General features: G+C 45.5%; 18 protein-coding genes and 3 pseudogenes. 15 read left to right on the forward strand and 6 right to left on the reverse strand.

The window, feature by feature from the left end; translation table 11 throughout:
* The first annotated feature begins 794 nt into the window (after positions 1-794).
* The 7 genes from H6X83_RS05165 to H6X83_RS05195 are packed head-to-tail and all read left to right on the forward strand — an operon-like array spanning position 795 to position 7,026.
* The gene (locus H6X83_RS05165) at positions 795-3,113 is read left to right on the forward strand and encodes a hypothetical protein (RefSeq protein WP_212508080.1); all 2,319 of its coding nucleotides are present in this window, start codon (positions 795-797) and stop codon (positions 3,111-3,113) included.
* Position 3,114: 1 nt separating this feature from the next.
* A complete protein-coding gene (locus tag H6X83_RS05170; protein ID WP_212508081.1) occupies positions 3,115-4,380 on the forward strand; it encodes a BppU family phage baseplate upper protein in 1,266 nt (421 codons plus the stop codon).
* Positions 4,377-5,183 carry a DUF6273 domain-containing protein gene (locus H6X83_RS05175; RefSeq protein ID WP_212508082.1) on the forward strand — a complete coding sequence of 269 codons (807 nt, stop codon included), beginning with the start codon at positions 4,377-4,379 and terminating at the stop codon, positions 5,181-5,183. The genes H6X83_RS05170 and H6X83_RS05175 overlap by 4 nt, the downstream gene beginning before the upstream one ends.
* 19 nt (positions 5,184-5,202) lie before the next feature.
* Positions 5,203-5,577, forward strand: a complete 375-nt coding sequence (locus H6X83_RS05180; protein ID WP_212508083.1) for a hypothetical protein — start codon at positions 5,203-5,205, stop codon at positions 5,575-5,577.
* Complete coding sequence (locus tag H6X83_RS05185) at positions 5,577-6,425, forward strand: N-acetylmuramoyl-L-alanine amidase family protein (RefSeq protein WP_212508084.1); 849 nt, start codon at positions 5,577-5,579, stop codon at positions 6,423-6,425. The genes H6X83_RS05180 and H6X83_RS05185 overlap by 1 nt, the downstream gene beginning before the upstream one ends.
* A gap of 4 nt (positions 6,426-6,429) precedes the next feature.
* Positions 6,430-6,753, forward strand: coding sequence for a hypothetical protein (locus tag H6X83_RS05190; RefSeq protein ID WP_212508085.1), 324 nt, complete (start codon positions 6,430-6,432; stop codon positions 6,751-6,753).
* A gap of 15 nt (positions 6,754-6,768) precedes the next feature.
* Positions 6,769-7,026 (forward strand): phage holin, encoded by a 258-nt coding sequence (locus tag H6X83_RS05195; RefSeq protein ID WP_212508086.1) that lies wholly within the window; start codon positions 6,769-6,771, stop codon positions 7,024-7,026.
* A 145-nt stretch (positions 7,027-7,171) separates the two neighbouring features.
* Here H6X83_RS05195 and H6X83_RS05200 read toward each other — a convergent pair whose 3' ends face one another.
* The 5 genes and pseudogenes from H6X83_RS05200 to H6X83_RS05220 all read right to left on the reverse strand — a co-directional run.
* Positions 7,172-7,492, reverse strand: a complete 321-nt coding sequence (locus H6X83_RS05200; RefSeq protein WP_212508087.1) for a hypothetical protein — start codon at positions 7,490-7,492, stop codon at positions 7,172-7,174.
* Between the two features lie 73 nt (positions 7,493-7,565).
* Complete coding sequence (locus H6X83_RS05205) at positions 7,566-8,018, reverse strand: helix-turn-helix domain-containing protein (protein WP_212507867.1); 453 nt, start codon at positions 8,016-8,018, stop codon at positions 7,566-7,568.
* Position 8,019: 1 nt separating this feature from the next.
* Positions 8,020-8,559, reverse strand: a complete 540-nt coding sequence (locus tag H6X83_RS14775; RefSeq protein ID WP_212508088.1) for a helix-turn-helix domain-containing protein — start codon at positions 8,557-8,559, stop codon at positions 8,020-8,022.
* Between the two features lie 655 nt (positions 8,560-9,214).
* Positions 9,215-9,436 carry a phage holin gene (locus H6X83_RS05215; RefSeq protein ID WP_212508089.1) on the reverse strand — a complete coding sequence of 74 codons (222 nt, stop codon included), beginning with the start codon at positions 9,434-9,436 and terminating at the stop codon, positions 9,215-9,217.
* Positions 9,437-9,469: 33 nt separating this feature from the next.
* Positions 9,470-9,787: pseudogene (locus H6X83_RS05220) on the reverse strand (cation-transporting P-type ATPase); the annotation flags it as partial.
* Positions 9,788-10,080: 293 nt separating this feature from the next.
* Between H6X83_RS05220 and H6X83_RS05225 the strand changes: the two are divergent.
* The 8 genes and pseudogenes from H6X83_RS05225 to H6X83_RS05260 all read left to right on the forward strand — a co-directional run.
* Positions 10,081-10,488: pseudogene (locus H6X83_RS05225) on the forward strand (cupin domain-containing protein); the annotation flags it as partial.
* 227 nt (positions 10,489-10,715) lie between these two features.
* The gene (locus H6X83_RS05230) at positions 10,716-11,060 is read left to right on the forward strand and encodes an ArsR/SmtB family transcription factor (protein ID WP_212508092.1); all 345 of its coding nucleotides are present in this window, start codon (positions 10,716-10,718) and stop codon (positions 11,058-11,060) included.
* A 271-nt stretch (positions 11,061-11,331) separates the two neighbouring features.
* Positions 11,332-11,709, forward strand: coding sequence for an arsenite efflux transporter metallochaperone ArsD (arsD, locus tag H6X83_RS05235; RefSeq protein WP_212508093.1), 378 nt, complete (start codon positions 11,332-11,334; stop codon positions 11,707-11,709).
* A gap of 22 nt (positions 11,710-11,731) precedes the next feature.
* Positions 11,732-13,477, forward strand: a complete 1,746-nt coding sequence (gene arsA / locus H6X83_RS05240; protein WP_212508494.1) for an arsenical pump-driving ATPase — start codon at positions 11,732-11,734, stop codon at positions 13,475-13,477.
* Positions 13,478-13,498: 21 nt separating this feature from the next.
* The gene (arsB, locus tag H6X83_RS05245) at positions 13,499-14,584 is read left to right on the forward strand and encodes an ACR3 family arsenite efflux transporter (protein WP_212508094.1); all 1,086 of its coding nucleotides are present in this window, start codon (positions 13,499-13,501) and stop codon (positions 14,582-14,584) included.
* A gap of 106 nt (positions 14,585-14,690) precedes the next feature.
* Positions 14,691-14,831, forward strand: a pseudogene (locus H6X83_RS14855) (transposase); the annotation flags it as partial.
* Between the two features lie 509 nt (positions 14,832-15,340).
* The gene (locus H6X83_RS05255) at positions 15,341-15,946 is read left to right on the forward strand and encodes an HD domain-containing protein (RefSeq protein ID WP_212508096.1); all 606 of its coding nucleotides are present in this window, start codon (positions 15,341-15,343) and stop codon (positions 15,944-15,946) included.
* 56 nt (positions 15,947-16,002) lie between these two features.
* The gene (locus H6X83_RS05260; RefSeq protein WP_212508097.1) at positions 16,003-16,254 is read left to right on the forward strand and encodes a CpXC domain-containing protein; all 252 of its coding nucleotides are present in this window, start codon (positions 16,003-16,005) and stop codon (positions 16,252-16,254) included.
* Here the strand turns inward: H6X83_RS05260 and H6X83_RS05265 are convergent.
* Positions 16,251-17,306 carry a LacI family DNA-binding transcriptional regulator gene (locus H6X83_RS05265; protein ID WP_212508098.1) on the reverse strand — a complete coding sequence of 352 codons (1,056 nt, stop codon included), beginning with the start codon at positions 17,304-17,306 and terminating at the stop codon, positions 16,251-16,253. The two genes, H6X83_RS05260 and H6X83_RS05265, sit on opposite strands and share 4 nt — an antisense overlap.
* Positions 17,307-17,355: the final 49 nt, after the last annotated feature.

Consider the following 17,355-nt stretch of genomic DNA (forward strand, 5'->3'; position numbering starts at 1 on the left):
TTTAAAAACTCCGCGCTTTATATATATTATAATTATATTATATTTAAATAAAGGATTAGAGGTAGTCAAGAAACTAGACTACCCTAGTCAAATTATTTGACTACCCCTAGTCAAGAAATTAGACCACCTAGTCAAGAAAATTGACTACCAAATGGAAGCAGCTATTAACATTGAGTTCACAGGTTTTGAGTGGCGAAATCAGTTCAAGCATGCTAGAATAAAAATATAATTAAAAAATTTTTCGTTTTCATAGAACGCCATAGGAGCGTCATATTCAGAAATGAGTGTGATGCTCTTTTTTTATTGTAAAGGACGGTGAAGCTGAATGGCACAATCAACATTGATGGTAAACGGAAATACCATTGAAACCCCGCAATCTATGGAATGGGCATTACAGGACATATCAGATTCGGAAGCAGGGCGCGACCAGTAGGGGCAGATGCACAAAGATAGAGTTGCACAGTAGGTGAAGCTAACGTGCACATGGCCGCCATTGACGGAAGCAAGGGCATCTGTGCTGTTGCAACACGTTCAGCCAGAAACATTTCTGCTGACATATCCAGACATAAGGCTTGGAGGATACCGCACTGCAACGTTTTACGTAGGTGACAGAAGCGCACCAGTAAGTTACATGGTAAAGCAAAATGGACGGTTTGACCAGTCTATGATTTCAAACATAAAATTTGATTTTATCGAAGTGTAAAGGTGGCGATAGATTGAAACCAGTATCGGACGATTTTTAGAAATTTGTTCTGCTGAATGGCAGAGAATTCCACTTCAAAGCAGATGTGAAGTTGGCAAACGGAACAGAATTCCCGCTAAAAGATGCAGACATCATGCAAGGCAGTGTAACCATTGACAGCGGAGTTTCTTCAAAGTCTGATTATACAGTCGGCTCCGCGATTACAGACTTATGTACAATCATGCTGAATAACTTTGACGGAAAGTTTACGCAGTACGATTTCTGCAAAGCAAGCATTACCGTGTACATTGGAATGGTTGTCAAGCGCGATTATACCGGCGACACGGTAGAATGGGTGAAGCAAGGTGTATACAACGTATATGACTACAAGGGTCGCAATACAATAACGGTTTCTGCATATGGAAATCTCTCTAAGTCAGACAGCAAAGTTGACATGGATGTTACTTATCCGGTCACATTGGGAAACCTTGCACAGCAGGTTTGTGACAAGTGCGGAATTTCACTGAAAACGAAAACTTTTCAGAATAGTGATTACCAGATTTTCAGAGACCCGCAGTATTCATCTTCCACTTATCATGAAGTGATTGCGGATATTGCACAGCTATCAGGATGCTATGCACAATGCAATCCAGACGGAGAACTTGAATTCAAGTGGTTCGACTATTCAACCACGCCGTACAATATTAGCAGTTACCAGAAGTATGAGCCAGCAAAAGATGATATTACCGTGACCGGCGTTAAGATTGACAGCAAAAATGTTGATGCAAAATCCGGCACAGACGGTTATGTAATTACGCTAAAAGACTCCGACAACAAGCTACTGCAAGCTGCTATCTATGAGCAAGTAATTTGTGACGAATGGGCAGTGAACATTAATTCTGCTATTACCAGCAAGGATACGGATGTACCTGCGCGACTGGCGGGAATCAAGTCACAATGCATTGAGTTGCAAAACTATTGCAGTCGGTACGGCGGCACATACAACCCCACAGACGCGGAACGTAAAACCTTTGTGGACAGCGCAAAACAGTATGATTCAGATGTGAAGTCCTGCATTGCGTATCTTAAAGACAGCGCAACAACTGTTGCAACTGCCGCATTTGAGCCAAAGCAGACTATGCCGGACGGGTTGACGAAATATATCAGCAGTTATTATGAAACCGCTCAAACCAGTATGGCGCAGGAAGAAGCGGACTTAACCGCTGACTTAGGATATATCACGAAAAAGACGGACAAGGAAAGCGGCACAAACGCATGGACGTGCATAAATGCGCTGGTAGATGTGTTGTATAACGACATTGCGCGGATACAGGCTGATAATTGTTTTGCGGGAATTGATGCGGCAAAGATTGAATACAAGGGCAAGCTGCTGACGTCTGCTGATTTTTCGGATTTACCCGGCAGACTGGCTACAGTCCGGCAGCACCGCGACGTGGCAAATGTGCAGCAGGTTGTGGACAACATAGCTCCACACCTGATAGGCAACACCATTACACCGTATTCGGCAACGATTTATAGCAACCCTGCACTGGAAGCGGGGGACATTGTGGACATTGAGGGACACAAGAGTGTCATTACAAATCTCACATACAAACTCAATTCTGCTGAAACAATCAGTGCAGAAGCAAAGTCACAGGCAGAAAATTCCTCCGATTTTTATTCTGAATCCGAAAAGCTGTGGGATGAATTACAATCGCTGAATACGAAGTCTGAAGAACTGCGTATCAAAATCCAGAAGTTGGCAGATGGGCTGGAAAGCACTGTTTCGCGTGGCGACGAAATGAGCGACATTAAGCAACTGTACAATTCGATTGATTTGAGCGTGTCTGATTCTGAAAAGAAAACCAGTGCAGAAATCAAGATGACCGCCGACTCTATCACGTCATCCGTCAATGACAAGGTGGGCGGTTTGCAGTCGCAGATTACACAGCAGGCAGACGAAATCAGCAGCAAGGTGTCGCGAACAGAAGTTAATTCGGTTGTTAGCACAGCAATTACGCAGAGTTCAGACGCTATTGTGTACGCATTCAACCACAAGGACGGTTCAAGCCAATCCGTACAGTTTACAGGTGACGGATTTGACTTTTACTACAATGGCTCTAAGCTGGGGCATTTGGGCGTGAATAGTAACCCTGAAACAGGTACGTATGATATGTGTTTCCAGCCCACAAGCGGACATGGCACATATTTTAGTAACAGTGGCAGCTATGCACAGGTAGTTATTGGCAAAGTTAAAGCCGATGAATTCCACGCAAACGGATTGATTGCCACGAGTGGCACAGTAGATTGTAGTGGGCTTACGATTAACGGTATAAATGGCTGGAATGGCTCAATCGGACCACTGACAAAATCTGATGGCGGGACGGTTACAATAAATTTCAGCAGTGGAATTATGACGGGGTGGAATTAATATGGCAGGAATTGAACAGCCGCAGTATACGGTAAATGTATCGCAAGAAAATTTAATCAACAAATTTGCTGTGCAGGGCGAAGAAAATTCGCGCGTACTGACTCTGCATCTGGTTGAAAATGTCAGCACAGAAAATGCACTGCAACAAACAGAAATCCGGCAGAAGCCGCTTGACCTGACCGGTTGCACAGCACGGTTGTATACCAAAAAGCCGGACGGCAACGCAACGTTTATCAACGGCGAAATCATAGCCACAGGCGCAGACGGAAACCCGAATACCGTTACATTTGTGCTTTCCCAGCAGACAACGGCGGCAACGGGAAATGCACACTGCACAGTGGCAGTGTTTGGCAGCAACGGCACAGAGCTGAAAGCTACCGGCATTACGCTGGACATTGCGGCTGACGATATGGAACAAACGATTGTGTCTACAAGCGAGTTTGTTTCGTTGGCAGAAGCACTAGGCTCTGTGCAGGAGTCAGAGCAGAAAGCCGATAAAGCTGTGCTCGATGCGCAAACAGCCGTAACAAACGCCACTACAGCAATTACAGACATTACGCAAAAGCAGGCAGCTATGGACACTGCGGAGAGCAACCGCGTAACCGCCGAGTCAGGGCGCGTCACAGCCGAGTCGGGCAGAGTTACGGCAGAGCAGTCACGTATAGCAGCGGAGCAAACGCGGCAGACAGCAGAAACAAAGCGTGAAACAGACTCACAAGCTGCCATCACTGCCGCCAACGCTGCCACAGAAAAAGCAAACCATGTGCCGCAGCGTGATGCAAGTGGCGTGTGGAAAGATTGGGACACCGAAAGTCAGACGTACAAAAACAGTGCAGACCAGTGGAAAGGCGAAAAAGGCGACACCGGCGCGGCATTTGCGTATGGTGAGTCGTATACAACGGTTGATGCGCTGAAAGCAGCATACCCGACTGGCGATGCAAAAGGGCATCTGGTTAATGGTACAGCGTATGTGTGGGATGGTACGGCATGGGTAGCAACAAGTGTTGACTTGACAGAGTATTACAAAAAGACAGAGTCCGACGCAAAATATGCAGGTATCAACCATACGCACACGGCTGCACAGGTTGGCGCACGGCCTGACACGTGGATGCCCACTGCTGCGGATGTAGGTGCTCGACCGTCAACATGGACGCCTACTGCGTCCGATATCGGATTAGGCAGAGTCGCCAACGCTGCGAACATTGTTAGCACATCTGCGCCAAGCGGCGGCAGTGACGGCGATACATGGGATGTGGTTGGCTCATGAGCAGGTATGCGAAAAGCGGAGGAGTTCTGCATGAAATAACAGGCAGATATGCGAAGGTTAATGGCGTGTGGCAACAAGTCACAGCAAGATACGCTAAAAATAACGGCGCGTGGAATCAGGTATATTCCAGTGGAAAAAAGTTATCCGATTTGCCAGTTGGCAGTCTGCTAAAAATCAATGAAAGTGGTGTGCCGCAACAATATATTGTCGTGCATCAAGGCAATCCTAATACGTCAATTTACGATAGTAGCTGCCATGGGACGTGGATACTTAGAAAAAACGTTGTGTCAAGTATGGCTTGGGAATTTGGCAACTATTCCAGTTCTCCAATTCATTCATATTTAAACGGTTCTTTTTTAGCTACATTTGATTCTGATACACAGTCAAACATATTACAAATAAAAATTCCATACGCAGAGTCTTACGACAGTTCCACAATTAACGCGCTAGCCAATGGGTTATCAACAAAAATATTTATTCCTGCTGTGAAAGAACTTGGCATAGTGCAATATCCCTTGAGTACAGAGCAATCTACAATTCCAGACGAAGGTGCCGTGCTGTCCTACTTTGATTACCCAAACGGAAGCGATTTGTATTTATCAAGAAGTACGAATTCAGAATGGTGGACACGTTCTTTATCTTTGTCAGCAGCTAGATATGTGATTTATGTGCATTCAACCGGAGAAATCACGGCGTCAGAAAATTGCACTAATTCATCAGGCGTTCGTCCCGCCATGATTCTTAATTCTACTGCCCTTGTTTCCACGTCCCCTGATTCAGACAACTGCTATACACTACAATAAATTTTTGGAGGTATTTTATATGGCGACAACAATCAAATTCCCAGACGGTTCTACGTTTCCGGCAGTTTCAGTAATTTCCGGTCAAACGTATATGCAAAACGCCCAGCGCAAAACGTTGGAGATTCACATCAACAAAGAAGATGCAGATTTCACAAAATTAGAAGCTGTGTCTCGCAATCCTGCATCGTTAACAATCAATGACGGAACCTGTGACAACGTTTACAGCAATTACTCATTGCGTGCTAATTTTGAACTGCGCCCGGTTGTGACTGCCGTTGCAACGGATACAACGCCGGAGCAGACGCATGAGCAGTACATAGTGACACTGGCACAGCTTAGCTACATTGAGGTGCAACTTGCAGCAATTTTGGCAGCACAGGGAGGTATAAAATAATGGCAAAAGTATATTTAGACCCCGGCCACGGCGGCTATGACAGCGGCGCGGTCGGATGTGGAAAACGCGAAGCAGATTGCGCACTGGAGATTGCGAAGCGCGTGTGCGCTCTCCTACCGGGCAAATATTTCGACTGCAAAATGAGCCGGACAAGCAATCATACACCCAATGACAGCGACCCGAGCGCTGACCTTGGCAGACGTGCAGCAGAGGCAAATGCATGGGGCGCGGACGTGTTTGTTAGTATCCACCTGAACGCAGGCGGCGGGCATGGAGTTGAAACCTACAGAAGCGTTGCGGGTGGCAAATCAACCACGCTGGCTATTGACATTCAGCAGGCGGTGCAGTCCACAACCGGCATGCCTGCGCATGGGGAGCCGGTTAAAATCAAAATCGGTGACGGCGGGCGTGACTGGATTTGCGTAATCCGCGAAACAAATATGCCCGCGTGCCTTGTGGAATGTGGATTTATCGACAACCCGACTGACATGAACGGCTGGAATGCGGACAAATATGCACAGGGAATTTACAACGGAATCTGTAAATATTTCGGTATTACCACTGCTGTTCCTGTCACAAAGCCGACACTGCGGTATGCTCCTTCATCCGCTGCTGTACGCTCTGACACAACAATGGACGTTACAAAACCTGCTGGACAGTCTTACACCGTCAAACTGACTTGTGCCGCTGGATGCCCTTCTGTAACCGCTGGCAACGGTGCGGTTGTGGATATTACCCGGACAGGTGTTTCCGGCAACGCATACTTTTTCAAGCTGACAGGGAAGCGTCGCGGTGCGGCAGGTATCTTTGTCGGCGGCAAAAAGATTTTTGTGTTTAAGGTGGTGTGACGGAGTGGACGTACTTAATACGCTAGTCAGCATCCTTGCAGGAGCGGCTACAACCGGACTTGTGACGCTCTGCACTCACTTATACCACAGCAAGCAAAGTGCCGACACAGAGGACGACACGATTAAAGACGGCATGATGGCGCTCTTGCATGACCGTATCTATCAGGCTGGACATTACTACTGCAACGTACAGGGATGGTGCAGCTTGCAGGACAAGCATAACATCGATTATATGTATAAGCCGTATCATGCGCTTGGTGGAAACGGCACTGGCACGGCGGCATACAAAGCAATTCTTGCGCTCCCAACGGAGCCGCCAACAAAATAATGGAGGTAATACATAATGAAAATTAATTGGACTGTACGAATCAAAAACAAGGCTTTTTGGGTAACTGCTATCCCCGCACTGTTGCTGCTGGTTGCACAGGTGTTACAGCTATTCGGTGTTACCGTTGACTTTGCGGGGCTGAGCAATCAGCTATTGGCGATTGTAGGCACTGTATTTGGTCTGCTGACACTGCTTGGTGTAGTCAATGACCCGACCACCCCCGGCGTGTCGGACAGCAAACAGGCACTGACCTACGACGGCCAGGCAAAGTAAATTGAGATAACAAAATCCCCCGGAATCCAATTAAGGAAACCGGGGGATTTTTTGTTATAGCGTACCAGAAAGGTTGCACTATATGACAAAGTTTCAATCCACAGCTGTTTGTGCGGCTGACAACATAAATATAGTACCATAACCATTAAGTATTGTCAAGCGCGTAATCAAGATAATCTTCAAGATTTTCATTATCGATTATTCCCCAGATATCCTCTTCTTGCTCCTCTGGCGTTTCATTCGCGGACACACTGTACTTCTCTGCTTCAAACCTTGCAATCTGGACATCTTTGCCTTTATACACGCTTTCTGGGCAGTCGAGTGGACAAACGCAATTCCATTCATAAGCTTCGCCCGTTTCCCCGTCGATAGCAACTGAAAAAGTTAATGTGTCTTCGCACTCGATTGCATCGCGCAAAGCTTTTTCTAGCGTTTCAAGTACTTGCGTACGATTAATTTCTTTCATTTTTTTGTTCCCTCCGTTTATTTATCTTATGTATATATTATAACCTTTTGGCTATAAAGAGTCAAGTACTTTTTTAATTTTTTTTAACAAATCTTACCCCAAAATTTTTATCCCACTCAATCATGCGGCTAATTGAGTTAATATACACACAATTACTGTCAACCATTTCCGCGCCCGCATCGGCCTTGCCTCTGTGATAAGCTGCATTAACACAATTTGCGACCTCTGTCAGCTGGTCTGATGTTAAGGAACTAGCGAGGGTATCTGGTATTTGTGCAAATACAGCATTGTTTGTATTGCCAAACTGCGCTGTGTCGCTCTGCTGTCGCGCTATTTCAAGCGTAAAATAATTGTCAGGCAAGCCGTAAGCGGCGGCTATTTTTGACAGAGTTGAAGGCTTTGGAATACGCCCGCCGTTTTCTAGACGGGAGTATGTGGACTGTGCCATGCCTGCCTTTTGGGCGATTTCCGTTGTAGTCAAGCCATGAGCTGTTCTCATATCGCGGAGCAAATCCTTAATTTCCATGTTATTTCCTTTCTAGGCTCTCAACCTGAAAAAAATTGCAGATTTTTTCATAGTTTTTTTCGTCTGGCCTGCGGGTTCCTAGTTCCCACTGTGACACGTGAGATTGTGAGGAACCTATTGCTTCACCTAATTCCCTCTGCGTTATTTTAGCGGATGTGCGCAACTGTTTAATACGATTCTGCCAAAGCACTTTTCGCATGCGGCCATCATTACGCTGTAAGAATTCGACGTTTGCTTTTTTAATTTTTTCGGGGTTCTTCTTTTTGTATTCAAGGCTGGCGGCGTTGTCAACCTCTTTCAGATGTTTTGCAGCGCAGGAAGCGCAGTATCGCTGTAATCCTCCTTCCACAATATACTCTTTCCCGCAAATTTGACAGTGGTCTATGCTGCCAAGTTTCCGTACCGCACCATTGCGCTTACATCGGTTAGTCTGCTCACGTTTGCGCTCTGCGCGACACTCCGGGCAATACCAGGCGTGTGGACCTCCTAAAAATTCTCTGCCGCATTGGCGACAAATTCTTATTCTGATTACGCTGTTCATAATTTTCACCCGCCCGTATAGCCTGTTAGCACAGCGTGTTCTGAGTTTGTGATTATTCTGCTGTCCAGTCCATCCGTGGGCTTCCGTTACTTAGGTTGATATACATTAATGCACCTCCTTGAATTTGCGCGCCAAGCGGCACTTGTATGAGTGCTCTTGTTCTTTCTTTATCTTATGCATATATTATAGCCTTTTGGATATATAGAGTCAATACTTTTTCAAACTAATTTTAAAAAAAATTGGTAATGTGTTGATTGCTTGGCTTAACAGGACCATAATAGAAAAACAGATAGGTGAGTCAGCCGGTGCGTCAAAATACAATATTTCCGCATAGGTAAGCCATTCTTGCACAGCTTCCCAAGCTGGTCATGCGGGTTCGATTCCCGTCTTCTGCTCCAAAGAAAAAATCCTCGGAAGCCCAGTAAACATGCGGCTTCCGAGGATTTTGCTATATAAAAATATTTTTAAGTTTTACGTTCAAAAATGTTCAAAAAGGCTCAAAAATTTCAAACGTACAAGTCAGGGACAAGTCAAAATTGGTTCTGCACTGACACCTGCCGGGGAGGTCAGTGCGAAATTTTTTTGAAAATAGGCACAAAAAATCCCCCGGTTTCCTTAATTGGATTCCGGGAGATTTTTTTATGCTTATATTAAATTACTGCTTCGGCTGCTCATATCCCAGCGCCTTATCGCTGTCCGATACGCCCGCAGTGGTCGGGTCATTAACCACGCCGAGTAACGTTAACAGCCCGAATACAGTGCCTACAATCGCCAGCAGCTGGTTAAGGTTATATACCGGCTCTTTCCCAAGGATTACTGCAGATATATTGAGGTGTTCGGTGGCGGCGGCGCTGGGTATTGTTCGGCAAAAAGCCAAATCAAAACGCGACGGAGGTTTACAACGACTTTAGGCACCCATGGAGAGAAAGACCATAAGGATAACGGGAAATTCTTCCGGAATCATCGCCATCGCCAGCGTTACTCCGGACAGAATGCTTTCGGTGATCCGTGCAGTGAAGGTATGGTCGGACAAGTCAAAATACGTAAAAACGCAGATCAGAACAAAAAGCATGATGGCACCGTCGCGCGGTTCACCCAGGAAAAAATAAATCGTTGCGGCAATCAGCAGAAGCAGAAACATGGGTTCACAGATCGTATGAAGTGCTTTGAGGATGAAACTTTGTTTCTTCTGAGGCGTCAGTTGGTTCTTGCCATACTTTTCCTGCAATTTCTGGCCAGCCCCACAAACCTGATTGGCTCATCGCCTGCGCAGTTTGTACTGTGGATTTATATGCAGTGCAAAGAAATTCTCCAATAATAGTATATGGAGAATGTTTTGTCACAGTACTATTTCAGAGTAAGCGAAAATTTCAAAGAGACGAATAAAATTAACTTAAACTAATCGTGTAGTTGTAAATAAAGGGAAAGAAAATCGCTTTTTATGCGGCATTTTGTTCGATGTGAATTCATATAATAGAATAAAATCAATGGAGGAAGGGGCAGAAAAGCTTGCCTAATGAAGAATTAAAGGATTATGTCCCCATACCTATTGTTGTAAATATCGAAGAAGCGACCAAACAAAATGAAACATTTCGCACCGCCTTATGGACAGGAAATCACCTGCAGCTTACATTGATGAGTATAAATGTCGGGGAAGATATTGGCCTTGAAGTCCACCCATCAGTTGATCAGTTTATCCGCATCGAACAGGGGAGAGGGCTTGTAAGAATTGGAAACCCAAAAGACAACCTGGGTTTTCAAAAGAGGGCTGGATCAAGCGATGCCATCATTATCCCGTCAGGGACATGGTACAACGTTATCAATGTGGGGAATGTACCGTTAAAAGTATCTTCGATTTATGCACCGACTCAGCATCCTCGAGGGGCAGTTCATAAAACGAGAGCCGATGTAGTGAAGACAAAAACATAATCAGCAATTCATTATCATTGAAGCATATTGATAAATCCAAGAAACATTAGCGCGGATACAGTATTCAGGGATGTCAACTATCATCATTTCATGGATAAATATGAGCAGCTTCCAAGGATCAGGCATTTGCATTTATGAAACAAGGGTTGACAAACAGTGTTAATGTGGGTATCATATAGGCAACACTAAATATGATTCATGATTGTCTATGCATTAGGAGGGCCAAAATGGAAAATAAGTATGCGGATTTCGCCCTGCTTTTCAAAGCCCTTTCGGATGAAACGCGGCTGAAAATCATTGATATGCTCTCTTGCGGGGAGCTCTGTGCCTGCGATATTTTGAAATACTTCAACATTACGCAGCCAACGCTTTCCTATCATATGAAAATTCTTACGCAATGCGGAATCGTAAATGCCAACCGGCAGGGTGCCTGGATGTACTACACGCTCAATGAAAAGACGGTAAAAGAGATTTCCGAATACTGGAGCAAAAGCACCAGCAATAAGGAAAACTGCATCTGCCATGAATGTGAAAACAGAACGTGCTCGGCGGGTAACTGTAAAGAATCATGATGAAGCGCTAATCCACGGCAAAATGCGGCGTTTTCTTAAAAGCTCAGATTGTCTGTATCCTGTATGGAAATCCATCCCGGAACAATGGGCAGGCTATCTTCATAACTTGAATATAGAATACTATCAATCATATAGACATATAGAACTTATTGAATGCAATGCTGGCCCAGCCTAATGTACCGGTTAAAGCAAGTCAAGGTAGGTATCCCTGCCTTTGATATAGATATCTGTCTATCACCTTCATCAATCTAATTTTAAGGAGTTGTTTAGCATGAGCAAAATGGAAATTTATGATCCTGCCATGTGTTGTTCAACAGGGGTATGCGGCCCTTCCGTAAACCCTGAACTGATCCGGGTTGCTTCCGTGATTGAAAACCTGAAAAAGAATGGCATTGAGGTAAAACGGTATAACCTTTCTTCCAATCCGCAGGCTTTTTTGAACAATGCTGCAATCAACAGAGAACTGAATACAAAAGGCGCAAAAATTCTGCCAATCACGATTGTCGACGGAAAAATCGTAAAGGAAGCCGTTTATCCAACAAACGAAGAATTTACCGTTTATCTTGGGGTGAGCCTTGACAAGATTCAATCTGTTCCGGTTAAGGTGAAAATTCATAAATGTAACTGTGGCCCCAAAGGCTGCTGCTGAAGGGATTATCTGAATGATGAATATGGAATTATACGATCCGCTTAAAACAGCAAAGACAAAATACCTGTTCTTCACCGGAAAAGGCGGCGTAGGGAAAACCTCAATTGCCTGTGCCACAGCCGTCGCACTTGCAGATTCCGGTCAAAAAGTTCTTCTTGTCAGTACTGATCCGGCTTCCAATCTTCAGGATGTTTTTGGTTTGGAGTTAAGCGATAAGGGAACTGAGATCAAAGAGGCTCCGGGGCTTGTCGTCGCAAATCTGGACCCTTTGGCGGCTGCTGCCGAATACCGTGAATCGGTGATCGGTCCTTACCGCGGCAAATTGCCTGAGTCTGCCATCCAAAACATGGAAGAGCAGCTTTCCGGTTCCTGTACGGTAGAAATCGCGGCGTTCAACGAATTTTCCGGTTTCCTGACGGATGACAAGAAAGCCGAAGATTTCGACTGCATCCTCTTCGACACGGCTCCAACCGGCCATACGCTTCGGATGCTTCAGCTTCCATCCGCATGGAGCGGGTTTATCAGCGAAAGTAAGCATGGTGCTTCCTGCCTTGGGCAGTTATCAGGCTTAGAGAGCAAAAAGGCAGTGTATAAAAAAGCCGCCGAAACTCTCGCGGATGGCAGCCTTACGACACTCATCCTTGTCACCAGACCGGAAAAAGCCCCCATTCTGGAAGCAAAACGGGCTTCCGATGAGCTTGGTGCATTGGGAATTCGCAAGCAACTGCTTGTAATGAATGGGGTTCTGCAAAGCCATGATTCGATGGATAAAATTGAAGCTGCTTTGTTTGAAAAACAGCAGACCGCCATCAAAAGTATTCCTGAAAGCCTTTTGCGGTATCCTATTACAGCAATGCCGCTTCGTGCCTACAATATAACCGGCATTGACAATGTGAGGCGCATGCTGTCTGATGCAGGCGCTACCTCCGAAAAATCCGTGGAAGGCCTTCCGCATTTTTACAAACTGGATGATATCGTTGATGAGATTCATCAATCCGGCAAAAAGATCATTTTTACAATGGGAAAAGGCGGCGTAGGTAAGACGACAATCGCCGCAGCCGTTGCTCTCGGTTTGAGCCGGAAAGGCCAGAAGGTCCGGCTTGCGACGACAGATCCGGCCGACAATCTGAGCCTTGTTGTCGGGCAGGAAAAAGAGATTGCCGTCAGCCACATCAATGAAAAAGGCGAGCTGAAAAAATACCAGGAAGAAGTGCTTGCGAAGGCGCGGCAGACAATGTCCGAGAATGATCTGGAATATGTTAAGGAAGACCTTCGTTCTCCCTGCACTCAGGAGATTGCCATATTTCGGGCATTCGCCGATATTGTTGCGAAAAGTAAGGATGAAACGGTGATACTGGACACCGCTCCCACCGGACATACGATTCTTTTACTGGAATCCACGCAAAGTTATAATCAGCAGATTGAGAATTCCGGCGGCGATGTTTCAGACGCGGAACGAGAACTGCTTCCACGACTGAAAAATCCAAAGGATACGGAAGTTATCATTGTGACGCTCGCGGAGACCACCCCATTCTATGAAGCGCAGCGCCTTTCAGATGACTTGAAGCGTGCCGGGCTTACGGTCAGATGGTGGGTTGTCAACGCAAGTTATTCTCTGACAGAGACGGCAAGCGGATTTCTAAGAACAAAAGCGAAGGAAGAAGTACACTGGATTCAAAAGGTTAATGAAATATCAGACGGAAATTATGCGGTAATTCCCTGGAAGCCCTTTGAGGTAAAAGGAAAAAATCTTTTTGAACTGCTGTAAAATTATTTAGGAGGAACAGGCATGGAAAAAGCCGGAGGCAGACTTTCGTTATTAGACCGTTTTTTAACACTGTGGATCTTTATTGCCATGGCGCTTGGTATTCTTCTTGGAAACGTATTCCCTTCCGCAGCAAATGCGATCAGTAACCTGAGCACAGGTACAATCTCATGGCCAATTGCGATCGGTTTAATTTTAATGATGTACCCGCCGTTGGTCAAAGTGAAATTTGAGGAAATTGGCAAAGTCGCAGGCAACAAGAAAGTGTTTGGGTTTTCTCTATGGCAAAACTGGGTCATAGGCCCCTTCCTGATGTTCCTTCTGGCAGCAGTCTTTTTGCCGGATAAGCCGGAATATGCCATTGGAATCATCGTCATTGGTCTTGCGCGCTGCATTGCAATGGTTATCATCTGGAATACTCTGGCGAAGGGAGACAATGAATATTGTGCGGCTCTTGTGGCAATGAACGCGATTTTTCAAATCCTCCTTTATTCCGTGTATATCTGGTTCTTTGCCACGATCTTACCGCAGGCGCTGCACCTTTCCTGGGGTGGGAAAGCAATCCATATATCGATGCTGGACATCGCGCGCAGCGTATTGTTTTACCTTGGAATTCCTTTTGCGGCAGGGATTATTACCCGCTTTGCTGTAATCCATTTCAAGGGGAAAGAGTGGCTGAACAAGACTTTTATACCGAAGATTTCCCCGCTTGCCCTCATTTTTCTGCTCTACACTATTGTGATTATGTTTATGCTGAAAGGTAAATATATCGTAGAACTGCCGCTGGATGTGGTGCGTATTGCGATTCCGCTGCTTCTTTACTTTGTGCTGATGTTTTTGATCAGTTTCTTCATTTCCTATAAGGGCGGATTCCAGTATGACCAGACGGCTACTCTTTCGCTCACTGCAGCAAGCAATAATTTTGAACTTGCCATTGCGGTTTCCGTTGCGGTATTCGGTATTGGCTCCGGTCAGGCGTTTGCCGCCGTCATTGGGCCGCTGATTGAAGTGCCGGTCATGCTCCTTCTTGTGCGGCTGGCGCTTTATTGGAAGAGCAAATATTTTGATGCGGACGGTATGCCCATAAAAAAAGCGGGGACACCCAAATGAGCGGCAAACCGAAAGTAGCATTTATCTGTACCTGGATAGGCTACAATAAACTAGACAGATTTTTTAAGGACATGTAAAATAAAAGCAAATGAAAAGAGGATAAATCATGACCAATGAAAATCGAGCCAAGGCACGACGGACATTCACGCCGGAATTAAAGCAACAAATTGTACAGCTCTACCATAGTGGAAAACGGAAATGCGATATTTTACGCGAATATGATATCGCATCTTCGCTGCTTGATCGGTGCTGTCTTTACTACTCTTCGTTTAAGTACCATTTTACTTGCTGCGCCTCTTGTATAGATTTCTCTCATCAAAAGGTCCGGCGTTATATTTGCATTGAATCTGGGTTTTCCTTTATATTGCTGCGATGTTTTATGCAATTCGGGTTGAAAAACAGAAAAAGAGGTTCGATATCCAGACTTACAAAGAAATTCTTGCCTTTAATAGCAATGAAGATTTAAACTAAATTGAGAAGAACTGTGAGTACGGGAAACGGCCCTACCAGAAGTTCCTGCTGATATCAGGTACAGGTTTATTAACGATTGTAGTTGCAATAATTATGTTCTGTATATTTTTATAGTCAGATTATGAGCATAATTAGAACTCGTATCTACATTGAGCAAATGACACAAATAGAATCCTCTGAAAGCTGCTGCTTTTAAAATTTTCAGGGGATTTTGCTATTTGCTGTTATCAGAAAAGCTGTATTTATTATCAATATAAAAATATACGAGTCAAGAGGAAAATAGAAATGAAGATTCCATCACAAGCGGAAGCGGAAAAAATGTTGGAGAATGCGGAGAAAAGGAATCCCGGCCCATGGGTAAAGCACAGCAGACTTACGGCAGAGTGTGCACAGAAAATTGCGGAAAACTGCATAGATATGGACGCCCATGCTGCATATGTGCTGGGACTGCTGCATGACATTGGCAGACGCTTTGGTATTACTGGCATCCGCCATGTGTATGATGGCTGGCAGTATCTAAATAAGTTGGGCTTTGTGGATGCAGCACGCATTTGTTTAACACATTCCTTCCCTTATCAGAATATAGATTCCTTTCTTGGAGCAATCGACGTTTTGCCGGAACAGTTGGCAGAGTTGAAAGCTGCACTGGATACGGTTGTGTATGATGACTACGACAAATTAATTCAGCTTTGTGACGCTTTTGCTTTTCCTGATGGAGTTACGTTGTTGGAAACACGGCTTGTAGATGTTGTACTGCGCCGCGGTGCAAATTCGTGTTTACAGCAAAAATGGAAAGCAACCTATGACTTGAAAGCTTATTTTGAGGAAAAGACACATCAAAACCTGTATGTTCTGCTCAATGCACATATTGGTGCTGAGTATGCACTATAAAAAAGCAGCTTCCCTTGCAGGAAGCCGCCTGTAAAAATTGTTTGGAGTTGAAATTTGTGAAACCGTCAATGATTATTTTGCTGATTATAATCGTTTTGCTGTTTACGCTTGCAGCAGAACTGATTCGCTATGTAATTTACCGAAAAAGCATGCATTTTACCTGCCCGAAATGCAAAACTGCTTTTAAACCAACTTTAAAAAACTTTCTGCTTTCGGGTACATCCAATTCTGCGTCTGCCGGAAAAATGCTGACTTGCCCTAAATGCGGCAAACGCGAATTTATGGAACCGGAAAAGGACCGCCTTTAAGTTTTGTTTCGCTGTGTGCTGCCGCGCACGGTCAGGTGCGGGTAAATTTCGGTAACTGGTGCGCACGGTTCGCGGTGAATGCGCTTCATCAGCAGGTCAAACACACGCTGTGCAAAGTCCGGATAGTCAAACTCTGCAGTGGTAATGCCGGGATACACAATATCACTTAAAAATTCACCGTCAAAGCCAGTCAGCAAAATGTCCTCCGGCACCCTTTTGCCGCAGCAGCGAAGCTGCTGAAGTGCACCTACGGCAATGGTGTCATTCATACAGCAGGCAGCATCGGGCAGACTTGCAGTTTCACACAGCTGGGCTGCGGCCTGCTTGCCGCCTTCAATGGAGAATGAGGTATTGGTGATCATCCACTCAGGCCGGGTTTCCATACCGAACTGATGCCCATATTCCAGCATCAAAGCACGGCGGTGGTGCAGCACACGGACTTCCTCTGTGCCGCCAAGTACTGCAAAGGTTTTGCAGCCCTGCTCGCTCAGGTGGCGCATTAGTGCACTGATAGCGCCGTCTTCATTGGAGCACAGCTGTGGAATTGAGGTGCTTTCCACCCGGGAGGTGAGCAGCAGCGGAACCAGCTGATTTGCTTTTTCCAGTTCCTGCACGCCTTCTTCACTGCATTGATAAGCGTCTGTACGGCCGCCCATGAAGACAATGGCATCCGCACGCCGGCCGGTCAGTGCACCTAAAAGTTTGCTTTCGTTTGCAAAATCCCCGCGGGAATTTGCCAGCAGAACGGAGTAGCCATTCTGCGAAGCGAGAATTTCAACGTGGTAATAAATGCTGGAGAAATAGGGGTTTTTGATATCCGGTACAATAAAGCCGATGGTATGGGTCTGGCTGCTTGCAAGGCTTTGCGCCAGTGCGTTGGGCGTGAAACCGGAGTTTTTCACTGCCTGTAGAACAGCTTTGCGTTTCGCTTCAGAAACGCGCGCACTGCCGCTTAAAACACGCGAAACAGTTGCCGGAGAAACGCCCGACAATCTGGAAATATCATAAATTGTAACTGCTTTGTGGGATGGTCCAACTGCGTCGTTGTGCACAGGATGACTTCCTTTCTTTAAGCTGAATCTTTCATAGAATCATAATTCC

Source organism: Caproicibacterium amylolyticum (assembly GCF_014467055.1).
GTDB lineage: Bacteria > Bacillota > Clostridia > Oscillospirales > Acutalibacteraceae > Caproicibacterium > Caproicibacterium amylolyticum.